Below are 17,951 nucleotides of genomic sequence, written 5' to 3'. Positions count from 1 at the left end.
GCGCGCGCAAAATGCTCCCGGACGCCAGCAGTTTCCACCTTGAGCCGTTGTTCGCCGCTTGACTTCCAATACGGTTGCTTTTCTTTGCGGCGGCAAAGAAAAGTAGGTGCCGCCCCGCACAGGGGCAACACTAATAGACCACTAACAAATCAAGGAAAGGCACCAAAGCCAGATCAAGGAAAGGCCAAAGCGCTACGAACACGGACAAACAAAAAAAGCAAAAACAAAATCACTCCCCGGCCGGCCAAGGCAACCCCACCACCGACCAATCCAACTCCACCCCAATAACCGACCGCTCAGCGGAAAACTGCACAGCCAAAGTAACCGCAACACAAGGCCGCCCGCTAGCCAAAGAAAGATAAGGATTACTAGCCACAGCCACCCCAGGCAACAAAACTGCGTTACGAAAATAGGGCCGATGATCCCAACGAGCATCCTGCGGATTAGCCACAGGCTGCAACGAAGCCCCATCCCCACTCCACGCGGGCCCTCGCACCTCAACCCCCACCTGCCGCCCCGAATCATCAAGAACAAAACAGCTAATACACCGCTCAAACGTAGCCAGAAAAGCAAACGCCTCACCCACGGAAACACCGGCAATCAAAGCATCGGCAGCCCGCCTCAAAGCACCCCGATAAGGCTCAACCTCCGACTCAAACAACGCATACTGATGCGCCCTCCCCTGAGCAATCACATCAAAAGCATCATCGATCCGCCGATGCACCGAATCAGGCGGCACAATCTCCGCCGCCGGCCGCCCAAGCAAAAAGCCCTGCGCAAAATCCACATTCGACTCCACAGCAAGAATCAATTCCTCCGTGGTTTCCACGCCTTCAACAACAACCAGCATCCCCGCCAGGTGTAACAAAGAAACGAGCTTCGGCAAGATCGGCTGCTCGGTGCCATGACCGGTCGCACGAATCAACTCGCCATCGAGCTTCACGAGATCGGGCCGAATCCGCAGCAACCGGTCAAGATTCGACTGCCCCGCACCGAAATCATCGACGGCGATCAGAAAGCCATGCTCGCGGTACAAAGCCGCCGCCCGCGACATATCGTCGACGCTGCCGCCGTGCGACTCGAGAATCTCGAGAATCACCCGCTCAGGTTCGAGCCCGACCGCCCGCACGATCATGGCGAGCTGATCCGCATAGCCCTCGGCGATAAACGTGGCGGGCAGAATGTTCAGGAACAGCCAGGCATCGCCGGGCAGCGACTTGCGCGCGTTGGCCAGATGCACGGCATGGCTCGCGCGATCGAGCGCGCCTTCGTCGCTGGACGGCTTCGGCGCGAACAGCACCACGGGCGGCACCAGCGTGCCGTCATCCTGCTCGCCGCGCAGCAAGGCCTCGAAGCCCACCTGCTTCTGATGCGACAAACTGTAGAGCGGCTGGAAGTGCGAGGTCAGGGAATACTCGTCCCAGCGATGCCGCGGCAGCAGCGCGCCGCTCTCCGCGAACCCATCGCCGGCCAGCATGTGCAGCGGCTCGATCGGCAACGCACGTTCGGCGCACACGCGGTTTCTGCCCGAATGCTTGGCGCGCAGCAAAGCTTCGTCCGCGCGATCGAGCAAGACCATGATGTTTTCGCCGCTGCGGTGTTCAGCCACGCCGAAGCTCGCGGTCAGATGGCCGTCAGGGCGCTCGATCGCGGCAATCGCGGCACGCAGGCGCTCGGCCAGCGCCAGTGCGCCGGTCAGGCCGTCACGCAGCAGCACGGCGAACTCCTCGCCGCCGATCCGGCTCACGCTGTCGTCCGCGGAGGTCTCTTCCATCAACACCTGGGCGACCTCGTACAACGCATGGTCGCCGACTGCGTGGCCAAAGCGGTCGTTCAGCGATTTGAAACTGTCGATGTCGAGAAAGATCGCGCTGACCCGCGCCTCGGGCGTCATGGTTTCGAGGCGGCGCTCGGCCTGCTTCACGAACGCGCGGCGGTTTTGCAGACCGGTTAGCGGATCAGTCGCGGCCAGCTGCGCCAGTTGGCTCTCGAGCAGAAAGTGGTTGCGCCGGAACCGGTAGAAGCCGAAGTGAAACACAACGGAAGTCGGCACGCCGATCGCGAGGATCCACATCCACACGACGATGTCGACGTCATGCGGGCGCGGCCCGCCGAACAGCAAGGCAAACGCCGCCCCATAGAAGAGCGCGCTGCCGACGAAGAAATGCAGCGGCGTGAGCCACAGCGGCGCGGCACAGATCGGAATCACCACCATGGCCGGCAGGATCCACAACAACGGTTGCTCGACGCCCGAGACGTTCAGCGCGAGCCCCACCACCAGCACGAGCGAGTAAGCGACACCGATTGCACCGAAGGTCCAGGTCGAGCCGGCGCGTGGAATCGCCATCACCAGCAGGGCGAGCACCAACGCGCAGGTGAGCCGGTAGGCGAGCGGCGTTGCCGGGCCGTTGACCATGTTGCGCGCCCCGACTAAACACAGGAACGCGACAACCGTAAACGCCATCGTGACCGTCGAAAGGGGACGCTGGTGTTCCAGCGATCGTCGATGAAAGCGATCGCGCAAGCCGGAATCGGACAGTTGCTTCGTTGAGGTGGAAAGCATATTGATAGATATCAGGCTGGCTCCGGTTACTCCACCGATGTATAACGGCAAACGTCTGACAAATATTTATGCCCTGCCCGCAAATAGAATTGCACCCCGCTCAGTCAGTGCTACGCCGCCATCACGCGATCGCGTCCCGAGGCCTTGGCGGCATACAGCGCGCCGTCGGCACGCGCCATTAACTGGGCGAGCGATTCATCGCGCCGGTGCTGGTCCACGCCGACGCTGAAGGTGTACTTCAGTTCACGCGGCAACTCGAGCGGCGCGGCCGCCGCAAGCCGGACCCGCAGACGATCCATCAGGCGCACCGCTTCGGCCGTGGTCGTTGCCGGGCACAACACGCCAAACTCCTCGCCGCCCAGCCGCCCGAACACGTCGCCGACCCGCAAATTGCGGGTGATAAAGGCCGCGAAGTGGCTCAGCACCTGGTCGCCGGCGGCGTGGCCGTAGCCGTCGTTGACCGCCTTGAACGAATCGATGTCGATGATCGCCATCGCCACCGGCGAGGCAGTACGTAACGACGCCTTCAGCAGCGCGTCCCCAATCGCCAGAAACGCCCGGCGCGACAACGCGCCCGTCAGTTCGTCGACATTGGCCAGCCGCTCGAGCCGTTCGGCGAGGCGATCGTGCGCCAGCATCACCACGCCGATCGAAAGACAAGGTGGTGCGAGGATTCCGAGTGCGAGAAAAGCGACATTGCTCGGCGTCACCTGCATCAAGCTGGACTGCAACAGCATGCCGAAGCCGTACATGACGCCGCGCGAGAGATGCCCCAGGCATAACAGCGCCGCCGCTACCGCGAGAAAGTAGTAGGTGTAACGCGGCCGGTTCGTGGGACGATCGCGCAGCATCGTCACGGTGAGCATCGCGTAGAGGCCCGCGTGAAACGCCGAAGCCACTGTCACCCGCGCGTTGAAGTCCGGCTTGACGAAGGTCCAGTAGGTCATGCCGATCAACACCAGAAGCGCGCCGGCGTAGGCCGCCCAGGGTCGCCTGCGACGCCCCAGAAAACGGTAGCAGCCTTCCACCACCAACAGCAGCGAAATGGCCAGCAACTCGTTGGCCGCCACGAAAGTCAGCCAGCGCGACGCGTGTCCTTGCGACGCAAAGGCAAAGAGCGCCACGATCGCAACGGCATTGGCCGAGATCCAATAGCCGACGCCGGGTATCGCCGCCCGCCATAGCGAGCCGAGCACGGCGATCCCCATGGCGCCCGACAGAATCGTGACAGCCAGAATAGTGAGTGGATTGAGCATTGTTGTTTTGAGTCCAACGGCATCGCCATCGCGCGCCACGCCCCTTCGTGTGCCTTTGCACGCTTGTCTTCTGCGCTCTTTGCGCTGGTGCTCGCACGGCCAGGCGGCGCCAGTCCGTAAGCTTACTGGTAGAGGCAAAACTTAGGGGCGCAGCGAACCTGAAAGATTCAACAAACGCTCGCGGCGGCGGCCAATGCCTGGCGCTTTCCGCCAAACCCGACTCAAACCGTTGCATTTAACACGAAACCAGAAAGCTAAAAGATCGGCGCAATCCGCCGTTAATAAAATTATCGAAAACAGTCTGGCGGCGGGCATCCAGAGTGGATAAGCAAGCAAGGCAATTCCAGCAGCAAAAATTACGTGGCTAACACGCATCTGCAGCAATCGTTTGCGCGTATAAAGCAGACGAATGTAAAGTGGCTAAAAGTTAATGTCTTAAGTAGACTCCTCCGAAGTGTGGCGGATAGAGCAGACGAACTCGGTAAAAGTAACCTAAGACGCGTGCAACGCGCGCCTTCCCGTAACACTTTCAGTTATTCGGCCGTTGGCTCCCGTTTTGTACGCGGTTTGAGGCAACGGCCATTTCCCGGAAAACATGGTCCAAATTCTCGATTACCTGCTGGAACGCCAAATCTCGCCACAATGGCGCGGCATGCTGACTGCACTCGCGACAGAGTTCGAAGCGCAGATCGGTCGCGACGAACTGCGTCAACTGATGTACCGGGTTGGTTGCCGGTTTGCGGCGGCGCATCAATTGCCCGCGTGCGGGTCGACGGCCGAGCTCGCTCAGGCGTTGAATCTGTACTGGCATGACATGGATTGGGGCTACGTCGAACTGTCCGACGAAGCAGACGCCCTGCGCATCGTTCATTACTGTGCGCCGCTGCAGGCATTCGGCAACGCGGCGCTAGCGTGGACGCCGGCGTTTCTCGAAGGCGTCTATCAGACGTGGTTGAGCGCGTTGGGCGCGCAGGGCCTGTCGGTGGCGCAAACGAGCGGGTACGGCACGGACACCTCGATCGAGTTTCGGCTGGGGCGGCATCCTGTCTGAGCGGACCGGATAGCGGACCTGGTAAGTGCACCAGGCAGACGGACCGATCGGGGCAACGCAAGTCATCAAAAAGACGGCGGCACTATGAGTTCATCGAGCGACATCGAAAAACTATTCGACCATTTTGGCGGCGACGCCAGCGCGTACCAGGAAATCGGCCGCGAAAACGAAGCGCGTTCGGCGCGCACGCGTTGGCCGCTGCTGGTGACGCTGGATCTGACACAGCCGGCGATTCCCGCGATCGGGCAACGGCGTGAAGTTGCTCGCGAGGCATCGGCGCAAGAAGCGGCGCCGGAAGTCGATCGTCAGGACACGACGCCCAAAGACGCCGCCTCGGTGACGCGCGCGAAGGCGCCGCTATTTACACGTTCGCATCGGCGGGACATTCCGCCGGTCGCCGTTGCCGCTCAGCCTGGTGCGCCGCGAGGCGCTTCGCGTTTCGGCGCGTTCGAAACGAACGGTGGCGTTGGGGCGCCAGCCGCACAAACCGCTCCGGCTGCAGCGCCGATCGATACGGTGACGCAAGTGGCCGCACAGCCTGCGGCTGGAGTCGCCCCGGCACAGATGACGCCTGTTGCCACCGCACCTATTCCCCCTGTCATGCCGGCTGTAAGTATTCCGCCGGTGGCGCAGTTCCGCACGCCGGCAGCCATGCCGGCATCGCAAGCCACGGCAAGCATGCCGTCAGCCGCGGTGATGCCACGCGCCGGGATCCCTGCCCTCACACCGCGCGCCACTGCACCGGCGCCGGTCTCCGCATCCACGCCGACGTGGGCGCAAGCACCGGCTCCGGTCCCGGCGTGGACACAAGCCCCCGCCCAGGCGCAGGCTCCAACCTGGACACAGGCGCCCGCGCCCACCTATACGACTGCGCCCGCAGCGCCGAAGCCGCCCGCGTCGATCCTCGGCAAACTGTTCGCCCCGGCATTCGAACCGACGCCGCCGCAGCCCGCCGCGCCCACCGGCGAATCCGCACCGCTGCAATCGGTCTTCGACCGTCTGCGCGGCACACCCGCACAAACACAAATACAAATGGCCCCCGCGCCGGCCCGCGCTGTTAGCGTCGCCGCGCCCGCCCCCTCCAACTCGTGGCTGGTCAACGGCCCTCGTCGCTCATGAAAGTCATTGCGGTCGTGTCCGCCAAAGGCGGGGTCGGTAAAACCACCCTCGCCGCCAATCTCGCTTCCGTGCTGGCCACCAGCGGCCGCCGCGTGATCGCGCTCGACCTCGATCCGCAGAACGCGCTGCGGCTGCATTTCGGCGTGCCGCTCGACAGCATCGACGGTTTGTCGCGCGCGACGTTGACGGGCGATCCGTGGCAATCGGTCATGTTCGACGGCGTAGACGGGGTGACCGTGCTGCCCTATGGCGCCGTGCTCGAAGACGATCGCCGCCGCTTCGAGGCGTATATCGACCAGGACCCGCTGTGGCTCGCGCACGCGCTGCAAACGCTGCGGCTCGACGCGTCCGACATCGTCATCATCGATACACCGCCGGGTTCGTCCGTGTATGTACGCGCTGCGTTGTGCGCGGCCACCTTCACGCTCAACGTGGTGCTCGCCGACGCGGCTTCCTACGCCGCCATTCCGTTGATGGAACGGCTGATTGAAACGTACGCGGCGCCGCGCCCCGAGTTCGGCGGCGAAGGTTACGTGGTCAATCAGATCGACCAGTCACGCCAGTTGACCAAAGACGTCCTGAAGGTCTTGCGCCAGATGCTCGGCAATAAGCTCTTCCCGGGCGTCATCCATCTTGATGAAGGGGTGAGCGAAGCGCTCGCCTGCGACACCACGCTGATTCACTACGATCCACTCAGCCAGGCGTCCGCCGATTTTCGCTCGTGCGGCAACTGGCTGATGGCGGCGGTCGATGCGATCGCCGTCTCGCCGAGGAACGTCGCATGAGTACGCCCCAGTCGCAGGACATCGAGGCCGGCGAACCGTCGCGGCTCGAACGCATCGTCGACGCGCGCTTCTGGAACAGCCGGATCGTGACGGGTCTGGTCACGCTGTTCGCGCTGATGATGCTGTACTTCGTCTTCACGGTGCCGCTCGCGTTCTACGAGCAACTGACGTTCGCGACCTGCTGCTTCGTCACCGCGCTGCTGTTCCGACGCCTGCAAGGCCGCTACGCGACGATGGTGATGATCATGCTCTCGGTGGTCACGTCGGGCCGCTATATGTACTGGCGGCTCACTTCGACGACTTACTGGGAACATCCGCTCGACGCCGCATGGGGTCTCCTGCTGGTATCGGCCGAAGTCTATTCGACCATCGTGCTGCTGCTCGGCTACTTCCAGACGGCCTGGCCGCTCAAGCGCACGCCGATGCCGCTGCCCGCCTCGCGCGACCTGTGGCCGACCGTCGACGTCTTCATCCCGACCTACAACGAGCCGCTTGCGGTGGTCAAGCCGACCATCTACGCCGCGCTCGCGCTCGACTATCCGGCCGACAAGATCGCGATCCACGTGCTCGACGACGGCCGCCGTCCCGAGTTCAAGGCGTTCTGCGAGGAAGTCGGCGTCAACTGGACGATCCGCACGCACAACCGCCACGCGAAGGCCGGCAACATCAATGAAGCCCTGAAGATCACTCAGGGCGAGTACCTCGCGATCTTCGACTGCGATCACATTCCGACCCGCTCGTTCCTGCAGATCGGCCTCGGCTGGTTCCTGCGCGACAAGCTGCTGTCGATGCTGCAAACGCCGCACCACTTCTTCTCCGCCGATCCGTTCGAACGCAACCTCGGCACCTTCCGCAAGGTGCCGAACGAAGGCGAACTGTTTTACGGCCTCGTGCAGGACGGCAACGATCTGTGGAATGCGACCTTCTTCTGCGGCTCGTGCGCGCTGCTGCGCCGGACCATGGTCGAAGAGATCGGCGGCATCGCCGTAGAAACTGTCACCGAAGACGCGCACACCGCGTTGAAGCTGCACCGTCTCGGCTACACCACCGCTTATCTGGCGATCCCGCAGGCGGCAGGTCTCGCCACCGAAAGCCTCTCCGGCCACATCGGCCAGCGGATTCGCTGGGCGCGCGGCATGACGCAGATTTTCCGGATCGACAATCCGCTCACCGGCAAGGGCCTGAAAATCGGCCAGCGGCTCTGTTATCTGAACGCGATGATGCACTTCTTCTACGGCATCCCGCGTCTGGTGTTTCTCACGGCGCCGCTGTCGTATCTGTTCTTCGGCGCGCACGTGATCGAAGCCGCCGCCAGCACGATCGCGATCTACGCACTGCCGCACATGATGCATGCGAGCATCACCAACTCGCGGATGCAGCGCTCGTTCCGCCATTCGTTCTGGGCCGAAGTTTACGAATCGGTGCTGGCGTCGTACATTACCGCCCCGACGTTGCTCGCGCTGATCAACCCGAAGCTCGGCAAGTTCAACGTGACGGCCAAGGGCGGTCAGATCGAAAAGAACTACTTCGACTGGGCGATCTCGCGGCCGTATCTGTTCCTGCTGTTGCTGAACCTGATCGGCTTCGTGGTCGGCATCGTGCATATCTATCTGAACTGGCACACTCGCAGCGTGGTGCAGACAACCATCCTGAACCTCGGCTGGACCACCTACAACATGCTGATTCTCGGCGCGAGCGTGGCCGCGGCCAGCGAGCGCCGGCAGATTCGCGCGGTGCACCGCGTGGCGATGACCATGCCGGTGATGCTGAAGTTCTCGACCGGACGCACGCTCGCCTGCGAGACCATCGACTACTCGGAAGGCGGCGTCGGCGTGGCGCTGCCTGCGAAGATCGAAGTGCCGATGCACGAAAGCGTGACCGTATCGCTGTTTCGCGGCGACGAGGAATACGCCTTCCCCGCCACCGTCGGTTTCACGGAGCCGGGCCGCGTGGGCCTGCGCTTCTCGGCGATGACGCGCGAACAGGAATACGAGTTCGTCAAGACCACGTTCGCGCGCGCCGACGCGTGGACCGGCTGGGCCGAAGGGCGTCAGCAGGACACGCCGCTGCGCGGTCTGTCGCATGTGCTGACGGTCGGCGCGCGCGGCATCGTGGGGCTCTTCGAGCATCTTTATGCCGACCTTCGAAGCTCGATGAAAAGCCGTCCGGTGGACGTCAAGAAGCTAAAAACCAAAGACTGATCAATGGGCAACAGGATGGCGAAGGGACACGTCGAACGCTCGAATCACGAGCGCAATGGGATGGAAACGGAGGCACGCCTTTTTGGACGCCCTCGCTCAAAACGGCTGATGCGCGGACTTGCCTGCTGGCTCGCGTTGCAAACCGCGTTGACAGCGCCGCTGGCTTCGGCGGCTGAAGTGGCTGCGGCGGCCATGAGCGGCGCGAGTGCGTCGCAAGCGGCGCCGGCGGCCGGCGCCCCAGGTGCACCGGCTGCGCGCGTCGCCACCGGCGTGGGCAGCGTGCCCGCGCCGAGCGCGGCCGTCCTCTACGATCCGAACGCGCTCGCGCAAGCGCAACTGGCCACGCCCACGCCGGCGCTCGCCGCGTCGTCGGTCAAAGCCTTGGGGATCAAAACGCCGACCACCGCCGAACCGGGCACGCTGGTGCCGGGCGGCCGCCGTCAAACGCTCACGTTCGCCGACCTCGGCGCACACGATCCGCTGCAATTGCGTGGCACCGACGGGCAGAACGGCGTCGCGTTCTCCGTGCGCGGCGACGAAGTCGTGACCGGCGCGATCCTGCATCTGGTCTACAGCTATTCGCCCGCGCTGCTCGCGAATATTTCCCAACTGAAAGTGCTGGTGAACGGCGAAGTCGCCGCAACGCTGCCGGTGCCGCACGAACAGGCCGGCATGCTGGTGGCGCGCGACGTCTCGATCGATCCGCGCTTCATCACCGAATTCAACCACCTGAACGTGCAGTTGATCGGTCACTACACGACGAGTTGCGAAGACCCGGCGAATTCGTCGCTGTGGGCCACCGTCAGCAATGCGAGTTCGCTCGATCTGACCTACGCGTCGCTCGCCAGCAAGCCGGATCTCGCCGCCCTGCCGCAGCCGTTCTTCGACCGCCGCGACGTGCGCCGTCTCGAGCTGCCGTTCGTGTTCCCGCAAAAACCCGGCGCCGCGACGCTCGAAGCAGGCGGCATCGTCGCGTCCTGGTTCGGCGCGCTCGCCGGCTATCGCGGCGCGGTGTTTCCGGCGCAACTCGATAACGCGCCGCTGTCGGGTAACGCGGTGGTGTTCGCGACCGACGACCAGCGCCCGGCCGGCGTGACGATTCCGGCGATTTCCGGCCCGACCATCGCGGTGGTGGATCGCGAAGCGCCGGCGCGCGGCAAGCTGCTGCTCGTGCTCGGCCGCACCGAGGCCGAACTGAAAACCGCCGCCAAAGCACTCGGCATCGGCCAGAACACGCTCACCGGTCCGAGCGCGACGATCACGCAATTGAACGAGCTCATGGCGCGTGCGCCGTACGACGCGCCAAACTGGCTGCCGACCAACCGTCCGGTGCGTTTCGGCGAACTCGCCGACCCGCGCGACCTGACGGTGTCCGGCTATGACGCCGACGCCGTGCGCGTCAATCTGCGCGTGCCGCCCGATCTGTTCATGTGGCACACCCTGGGCGCCCCGATCGATCTGCGTTACCGCTATACGGTGCGTCCGCTGCGGGACCGTTCGTCGCTGAACGTCAGCGTCAATGACGGCTTCGTGCAGGCCCTGCCGATTCCGGCCGAGTCGGCCTCGGTGTTCGAGTTGGGCCATTACTTCGAGCGCGTGTTGCCGGACAAGACCGCCGAAGCGCGTCGCACCGTGCATATTCCGCCGCTGCTGCTGACTCCGCGCGCGCAGGTGCGCCTGCATTTCTTCTACGACATTCCGAATACCGGCGAATGCCACGGCCGTCTGCTGGAAAACGTGGTCGGCGCCATCGATCCGAATTCGACCATCGACCTGTCGTCGTTCCCGCATTACATGGCGCTGCCTGATCTCGCGGCCTTCGCCAACAGCGGCTTCCCCTTCACGCGGATGGCCGACCTGTCCGAGACCGCAGTGGTGCTGCCGCACGAGGCCGATTCGAGCGACTACAGCCTGTTTCTGCTGACCATGGGCCGCATGGGCGCATCGACGGGTTATCCGGTGAATGGCGTCACCGTCGGCACGGCCGACGACGTCGACAAGTACGCCAACAAGGACCTGCTGATTTTCGGCGCGCCGGGCAAGCAACCGCTGCTGCAGCGCTGGGCCAAGTCGATGCCGTTCTCCAGCGACGGCGATTCGCGCACCTTCACACTCTCGGACGTGGTCTTCAAGCTCGAGGACTGGTGGCATGGCGAACGCGGAGTCGAACGCTCGCCGGCACGCGCCGACCTGACGCTCGTGAGTTCGAACGGCGATGCACTCCTGACCGGTTTCGAATCGCCGCTGCAGAAGAACCGCAGCGCCGTCGCGCTGGTGAGCGCGGCCGGCCAGTCGGACGCCGATCTGTCCGCCGCCCTGCTCGACGCCGACGTGCTGCAGGAGATTCAAGGCGCGATGGCCGTGATCCATGGCCGCACCGTCACCATCACGTCGAACGGCGAAGCGTACTATGTCGGCCATTTGTCGCCGCAGGAGTATCTGCGCTGGGCACTGTCGTCGCATCCGCTGTTGCTGATGCTGGGTGGCGTGCTCGCCGCGCTGATCATCGCCGGCCTGTTCTACCGGACGCTGCGTTCGATCGCCGCGCGCCGCCTAAAGGACTGATAGGACTGATATGCGGGTTCGAAACAATAAGACACGCGTGGCGCTGACGCTCGGGCTTGGCTTTGGCCTTGTCCTTGCGACGGCTACGTGTTTCGCCAATATCACAAAGGTGGCCCAGACCACTTCGACGCCCGGCCAGGCGAAACCGTGCAACACCGACTGGCCGGCGTACCGCATCTTCGTCGAACGCTTCGTGCAGGCCGATGGCCGCGTGATCGACTACACCTCGCCACAGTTGAAGACCACCTCCGAAGGCCAGTCATACGGTCTGTTCTTCGCGCTGGTCGCGAACGACCGCGCGACCTTCGACCGGCTCCTGAACTGGACCCGCACCAATCTAGCGGGCAATCAGTTCGATGCGCAAAACGTGCGGCTGCCGTCGTGGCTCTGGGGCAAGAAGCCGGATGGCTCGTTCGGCGTGCTCGATCCGAATTCCGCATCCGACTCCGACCTGTGGATCGCCTACGATCTGCTGCAGGCCGGCCGCCTGTGGCATGAGGCGAGTTATACGCAACTCGGCGAGGCGCTCGCCGCCCAGATCGCGCGCCAGGAAATGACCACGCTGCCGGGTGTCGGCCCGATGCTGCTGCCCGGCCCGCAAGGCTTCAAGAATGGTGGCGTGACGCGTCTGAATCCGAGCTACCTGCCCTTGCCGGTGCTGCGCGCACTCGCCAAAGACATGCCGAACGGCCCGTGGGCCAAGCTCGCCGACAGCGCCTACAAGCTCATCAAGACCACCGCGCCACAAGGTTTCGCGCCCGACTGGGCGGCGTGGCAGAACGGCCAGTTCGTGGTCGATCCGAAAGAAGGCGACACCGGCAGCTATGACGCGATCCGTGTCTATCTGTGGGCCGGCCTCACCTCGCCCGCCGACCCGCTCGCCAAACCCTGGCTCGCGGCGCTCGGCGGCATGCGCGCGAAGGTTGCGCAAAGCGGCATTCCGCCCGAGAAGGTTTCGTCGACCACCGGTACGGCGAGCGGCGAAGGACCGTTGAGCTACTGGGGCGCGCTCGCGCCGTACTTCAAGGCGCTCGACGACGAGCGCGGCCTCGGTCTCGCGCGCACCCATCTCGCCGTGCTCGACACCAATGTGCCGGGCCGCGAACCTGTTTATTACGATCGTGTGCTGGGCTTGTTCGGCACCGGATTCATCGACGGCCGCTATCGTTTCGACGAAGCCGGCCGTCTCGTGCCGAGTTGGAGAAATGCATGCGATTGAGCGCCCTCGCGTTTTCATTGCGGTTCGCGCTGAGCCTCACGGCCGTCTGCTGCGTGGCGATGGCTTCGCCTGACGCATTGGCGCAGGCCTCGAAAGATCCCTTGAATGTGCTGATCGATCAGGGCAAGTACTGGCAATCGCATCATCGCGGCGACCTCGCCGAGCAGGCGTGGCAGAAGGTGTTGCGCATCGATCCGAAACAACCCGATGCACTCTACGGCATGGGCATGGTGCTCGCCGACCGCAAGGACGGCGCGGGTGCGCAGCAATATCTCGCGCGTCTGAAAGCCGTCGCGCCGAACTATCCGAACCTGGACGAACTGGGCCGGCGCCTCGGCGAATCGAGTCTGCGTGACCAGACGGTCAACGATGCGCGGCGGCTCGCGCAAAGCGGTCAAAGCGCGAGCGCGGTAGAGGAGTATCAGCGCGCGTTGAACGGCAAGCCGGCCACACCCGCGCTGCAACTCGAGTATTACCAGGCGCTGTCGGCCACGCCGCAAGGCTGGGACCAGGCGCGCCGCGGCCTCGAACAGCTCGCACGCGACAACCCCGACGACCCGCGCTACGCCCTCGCCTACGCACAGCATCTGACGTATCGCGATACGACGCGCCGCGACGGTATCGCGCGGCTGCAGAAGCTGGCCGGCGACAGCACGGTCGGCGCGTCGGCGAAAAAGAGCTGGCGCCAAGCCTTATTGTGGCTCGACGCGCGGCCCTCAGACGCCGCGCTGTACGAAGCCTATCTGCAAGGTGCGACCGACGACGCCGCGGTCAAGGCGCGCTTCGAATCGATGGTTCAGCAGGACAAGGTGGCCCGCGATCGCGCCCAGGAAAATGCCGCCGTCGACGCTCGCGGCCGCACCATCGCCGACGGTTTCGCCGCGCTCGATCGCGGTGATCTCGGCACGGCGCGCGCGAAGTTTTCGTCAGTACTGGCGAATAGTCCGAACGACACCGACGCGCTCGGCGGCATGGGTATCGCCGCGTTGAAGCAGGAAAAATTCGCCGAAGCGCGCAACTATCTGGAACGCGCGTCGCGCAACGGCAATCCGGCGCGCTGGAAAACCGCGCTCGATAGCGCGACCTACTGGACCTATACGAGCGACGCCATCGGCGCGCGCAGCAACGGCGAGTTCGCGAAGGCGAAGTCACTGTTCGAACGCGCGATCGCGCTGAATCCGTCCGACGTCACCGCGCAGGTGCTGCTCGGCGAAATGCTGCTCACGAACGGCGACCCGGTCGGCGCCGAACAGGCTTACCGGATGGCCCTGCGCCGCCAGGCCGACAATCCCGATGCGATTCGCGGCCTCGTCGGCTCGCTCGCCGCACAAGGCCGTGGCGACGAAGCGCTGCAATTCGCCAATCAGCTGAACAGCGAACAACAATCGAAGGCGGGCGGCATCAACCGTCTGCGTGGCGAAGCGCAGGCCGCGCAGGCGCGCGCGGCCGAAGCGCGCGGCGATCTCGGCAGCGCGCGCAGCCTGTTCGAAGACGCGTTGCTGAACGATCCCGACGATCCCTGGCTGCGCCTCGACCTCGCGCGCATTTATGTGCGCCAGGGCGCGGTTGCGAATGCCCGCAGCATGATGGACGGACTGCTCGCCGCGCATCCCGACATGACCGACGCGCTGTATGCGAGTGCGTTGCTGTCCGCGGAAACGCAAGACTGGACGGCCGGTCTCGCGCAACTCGAACGGATTCCGGCCGCGCAACGCACCGACGCGATGACCACCTTGCAGCATCGCTTGTGGGTGCATCAGCAGGCCGATCTCGCAACGCGGATGGCGCGCAACGGCCAGTCGCAACAAGCGCTGGCGACCTTGCACGCCGCCGAACCGGTTGCCGGCAACAACCCCGAACTGATCGGCGTGATCGCTGCCGCGTATCAACAGGCGGGCGACCCGAATCGCGCGTTGGGCCTCGTGCGCAGCGCGATGAACGCGGCGCCCGGCAACACCGATTTGCTGCTGCAATACGCGGGTATTCTGTCTGCCACGCAGCAGGAAGCCGAACTCGGCATGGTGATGCGGCGGCTCGCATCGATGCAGTTGACGCCGCAGCAGCGCACGGATTTTGGCAATCTGAATCTGGGGATCGTCATCAAGCAATGCGACGCGGTGCGTCAGCGCGGCGATCTCGCCAGCGCCTACGACGTGATCGCGCCGTGGCTCGCGGCGATGCCCGACAATCCCGATCTGCAAGCCGCCCTCGGCCGCCTCTATTCGAGCGCCGGCGACGACCGCAATGCGGTCGCCAGCTATCGCGTCGCGCTGCAACGCAAGCCCGACGACCTGAACCTGCTGCAAGCGACGATCTCCGCGGCATCCGGTGCGAAACAGTTCAGCTATGCCGAATCGCTCGCCAAGCAGGCGCTTGCCGCGGCGCCGAGCGACCCCGGCGTGCTGGCGACGGTCGGCCGCATGTATCGCGCCGAAGGCAAGCTGTCGCTCGCGTCGACTTATCTGCAACGCTCGCTGATCGCCGCCAATACGCCGCTGATGGCCAACGGGCCTCGAAACAATGCGCCGAGCAACGTGCCTCGCGGCTGGGAAGTCGCGATGCGCCGGATCGGCGCGACGCCGCTGCCGGGCACCAATCCCTTCGAAGGTAAAACCGCAACGATCTCGCCGACCGACGCCGACAACGCCGCGCTCGCAGGTGGCGGCTCCAATGCCGCGCGTGCATCGCTCCCGTACTCGCAGTCCTCCTTGCCGTCCCAGACCGTGCCGAACTATCCGCCGCCCTCGCAGCCCGCGCCGTACGTGGCGCCTTATACGGTGCCTGCACAGCCGTATGTGCCCAATGCAGCGCCCACCGCCGTTCCCTATAACGCGCCACGTCCCGGCACCAACGCGGATGGCTACGGCCAGGAGACCAACGGGTCGAGCCAGTCCGGCGCGCCGTTGCAGCCGTATCCGGGTCAAGGCCAGGCGCAGATGCCGCCGATGCAGCAGGCTCAGCAACAGCAGTACAACCCGGCGTATCCGCAGCAAGGTGGATATCCTCAACAGGCGCAATATCAGCAGCAGGCACCCTATCCGCAGCAGCCGGACGGTTATGCGACCACGCCGTGGCCGATGTCGCCTGCGGCACGCGAAGCCCAGGCCAATGCCGGTTCGATGCAACAGCCGCGCTACACGAATTCGGCCACGAGCACGAAACGCTCGACCAGCAAGAAGCAAAGCGCGTCGAAGAGCAACCGCAACGCGCAAGCCTATGCGCAGGCGCCGTATGGGCAGCAGCAAGCTTATCCGCAGCAGCAACAGCCCTATTACGGCCAGCAGCCTTATCCCCAGCAGCAGGGATACCCGCAGCAGGGTTACGCGCAGCAGCCTTATCAACCGGTGCCGCCACAACAGGCCTACGGTCAGCAGCCTTATCAGCCGTATCCGAATCAGGGCTCGGGGTATTACGCGCAGCAACAGCAGCCGTATATTCCGCAACCGCCGACCGGTTATGCGCAGGCGTATTACCCGCAGCAGCCCGGCGCGAACGGCAACGGCGGCACCTACCCGCAACCGAACGTCGCCAACACGCAGACGCTTGGCGTGGCCGAAGAACTGGCTCAGGTCAATCGCGAGCAGTCGAGCACTGTCTCGGGCGGGATCGTGTTCCGCGACCGCACGGGCGAGGACGGTCTGTCGACGCTGACCGACATCGAAGCACCGATTCAGGGGCGCATCAAGGCCGGCAACGGCCACATCGTCGTGACGGCGACGCCGGTTACGCTGGATGCCGGCACGGCCGCGGGCAGTCTATCGACGCTCGCGCGATTCGGCGCGGGGCTCTCCAATAGCACGTCCGCTGCGGCGGCGGTTGCGGGCACCAATAACTATGGCAGCCAGACCGCCAACGGCGTGGGCTTGTCGCTAGGCTACGAAGGCCGCAGCCTTAACGGTGATATCGGCGTAACGCCGCTCGGTTTCCCCGAGAAGAACATCGTGGGCGGCTTGCAATACAACGGTGGCATTACCGACAAGGTGTCGTATTCGCTGGCCGTCGCGCGCCGCGCGGTAACGGACAGCTTGCTGTCGTATGCCGGCGCACGCGATTCGGGCTCCGGCCTCGAGTGGGGCGGCGTCACCTCATTCGGCGGCCTCGCCAGCCTTGCATGGGATGACGGCACTAACGGCCTGTACGTGAACGCCGCGTACCAGAACTACCATGGCTATCACGTCGCGAGCAATAACGCAGTCAAAGGCGGCGGCGGTATCTACACGCGCGTCTACAAGGATGCCGATCAGACACTCACTGTCGGTGTGAACACGACGCTGATGACCTATAACAAGAACCTCTCGTACTTCACTTATGGTCAGGGCGGGTATTTCAGTCCGCAGCAGTACATGATTCTGAATTTGCCGGTGGAGTGGACTGGGCGCAATGGTCAGTTTACTTATGACGTGAAGGGGTCGATCGGCGTACAGCATTACCGGCAGGATGCGTCGGATTACTTCCCGCTCGATCCTTCGCTTCAGACCAATGCGGCGGCGCAAGCCAAGACTCTTGGTTCGGGGTTGGATAGTGGTGCGCAGTATCCGGGGCAGAGTAAGACTGGGGTTTCTTATTCGCTTAGCGCGGTGGGGGAGTATCAACTGGCTCCGCAGTTGGCGTTTGGGGCGACCGCTTCGCTCGGCAATGCTTATGAGTATCGCGAGTGGCTCGCAGCTGTTTATTTGAGGTATAGCTTTAGTAAGCAGACCGGGTTGCAGCCGTTTCCGCCTACGCCGGTGAGTTCGCCTTATTTGTCTTTGTCGAACTAGCAGGGGGTTTTTGCCTGCGCGGCGCTTGTTGTCAGTGCTCTTAGCGCTTTGGCCTTTCCTTGCTTTGTTAGTGGTCTATTAGTGTTCCCCCTGTGCGGGGGGGCACCTACTTTTCTTTGCCGCCGCAAAGAAAAGTAGGCAAAAGAAAGCGGCTAGAAGCCCCTGCTAAGCGGGTCCCGCAGCTCGCTCAGGGTAGTGGTGCATCTGGAATCTGTGTTCGTGCACCGGCATGTGCTTGTGACAAGGGCGTCATACTTCCGGCGGCGCTGCGCGCGCCGAAGAGCCGTTCATAAAACCACCCACTACGTTTAACGTCCACGCCTTGCCAACGGATTGTGGCTGGTCATTGCACGCCCACGGCCACCGCGATTGCGATTGCGATTGCGATTGCGATTGCGATTGCGATTGCGATTGCGATTGGAATTGCAACTG

At 63.9% G+C, this 17,951-nt stretch carries 10 protein-coding genes; 7 read left to right on the top strand and 3 right to left on the bottom strand.

What is annotated here, in order from left to right:
- Window positions 1-229: 229 nt before the first annotated feature.
- The 3 genes from KHO33_RS30860 to KHO33_RS30850 form a co-directional block, all read right to left on the bottom strand.
- Window positions 230-2,563, bottom strand: a complete 2,334-nt coding sequence (locus KHO33_RS30860; protein WP_054043400.1) for a bifunctional diguanylate cyclase/phosphodiesterase — start codon at window positions 2,561-2,563, stop codon at window positions 230-232.
- 110 nt (window positions 2,564-2,673) lie between these two features.
- Window positions 2,674-3,819, bottom strand: coding sequence for a GGDEF domain-containing protein (locus tag KHO33_RS30855; protein WP_200566534.1), 1,146 nt, complete (start codon window positions 3,817-3,819; stop codon window positions 2,674-2,676).
- 141 nt (window positions 3,820-3,960) lie between these two features.
- Window positions 3,961-4,194: a hypothetical protein gene (locus KHO33_RS30850; RefSeq protein ID WP_200566535.1), complete on the bottom strand. Its 234-nt coding sequence runs from the start codon at window positions 4,192-4,194 to the stop codon at window positions 3,961-3,963.
- Between the two features lie 220 nt (window positions 4,195-4,414).
- Here KHO33_RS30850 and bcsD point away from each other — a divergent pair, with 220 nt between their 5' ends.
- From bcsD to KHO33_RS30815, 7 genes are all read left to right on the top strand, one after another.
- Complete coding sequence (gene bcsD / locus KHO33_RS30845) at window positions 4,415-4,870, top strand: cellulose biosynthesis protein BcsD (protein WP_054043401.1); 456 nt, start codon at window positions 4,415-4,417, stop codon at window positions 4,868-4,870.
- A gap of 84 nt (window positions 4,871-4,954) precedes the next feature.
- A complete protein-coding gene (gene bcsP / locus KHO33_RS30840; RefSeq protein WP_200566536.1) occupies window positions 4,955-5,989 on the top strand; it encodes a cellulose biosynthesis protein BcsP in 1,035 nt (344 codons plus the stop codon).
- Complete coding sequence (bcsQ, locus tag KHO33_RS30835) at window positions 5,986-6,774, top strand: cellulose biosynthesis protein BcsQ (protein WP_200566537.1); 789 nt, start codon at window positions 5,986-5,988, stop codon at window positions 6,772-6,774. The genes bcsP and bcsQ overlap by 4 nt, the downstream gene beginning before the upstream one ends.
- Window positions 6,771-8,975 carry a UDP-forming cellulose synthase catalytic subunit gene (gene bcsA / locus KHO33_RS30830; RefSeq protein ID WP_200566538.1) on the top strand — a complete coding sequence of 735 codons (2,205 nt, stop codon included), beginning with the start codon at window positions 6,771-6,773 and terminating at the stop codon, window positions 8,973-8,975. The genes bcsQ and bcsA overlap by 4 nt, the downstream gene beginning before the upstream one ends.
- Window positions 8,976-8,978: 3 nt before the next feature.
- Window positions 8,979-11,540: a cellulose biosynthesis cyclic di-GMP-binding regulatory protein BcsB gene (gene bcsB, locus KHO33_RS30825; protein ID WP_200566539.1), complete on the top strand. Its 2,562-nt coding sequence runs from the start codon at window positions 8,979-8,981 to the stop codon at window positions 11,538-11,540.
- 10 nt (window positions 11,541-11,550) lie between these two features.
- Window positions 11,551-12,759, top strand: coding sequence for a cellulose synthase complex periplasmic endoglucanase BcsZ (gene bcsZ / locus KHO33_RS30820; protein WP_200566540.1), 1,209 nt, complete (start codon window positions 11,551-11,553; stop codon window positions 12,757-12,759).
- The gene (locus KHO33_RS30815; protein WP_200566541.1) at window positions 12,750-17,519 is read left to right on the top strand and encodes a cellulose synthase subunit BcsC-related outer membrane protein; all 4,770 of its coding nucleotides are present in this window, start codon (window positions 12,750-12,752) and stop codon (window positions 17,517-17,519) included. Before bcsZ ends, KHO33_RS30815 begins: the two co-directional genes overlap by 10 nt.
- The last annotated feature ends 432 nt before the right edge of the window (window positions 17,520-17,951 follow it).

It is taken from the genome of Paraburkholderia nemoris, from assembly GCF_905221015.1.
Taxonomy (GTDB): domain Bacteria; phylum Pseudomonadota; class Gammaproteobacteria; order Burkholderiales; family Burkholderiaceae; genus Paraburkholderia; species Paraburkholderia nemoris.
The sequence above is the reverse complement of the archived record's forward strand: the minus strand, read 5'-3'. Positions and strand labels throughout refer to the sequence as shown.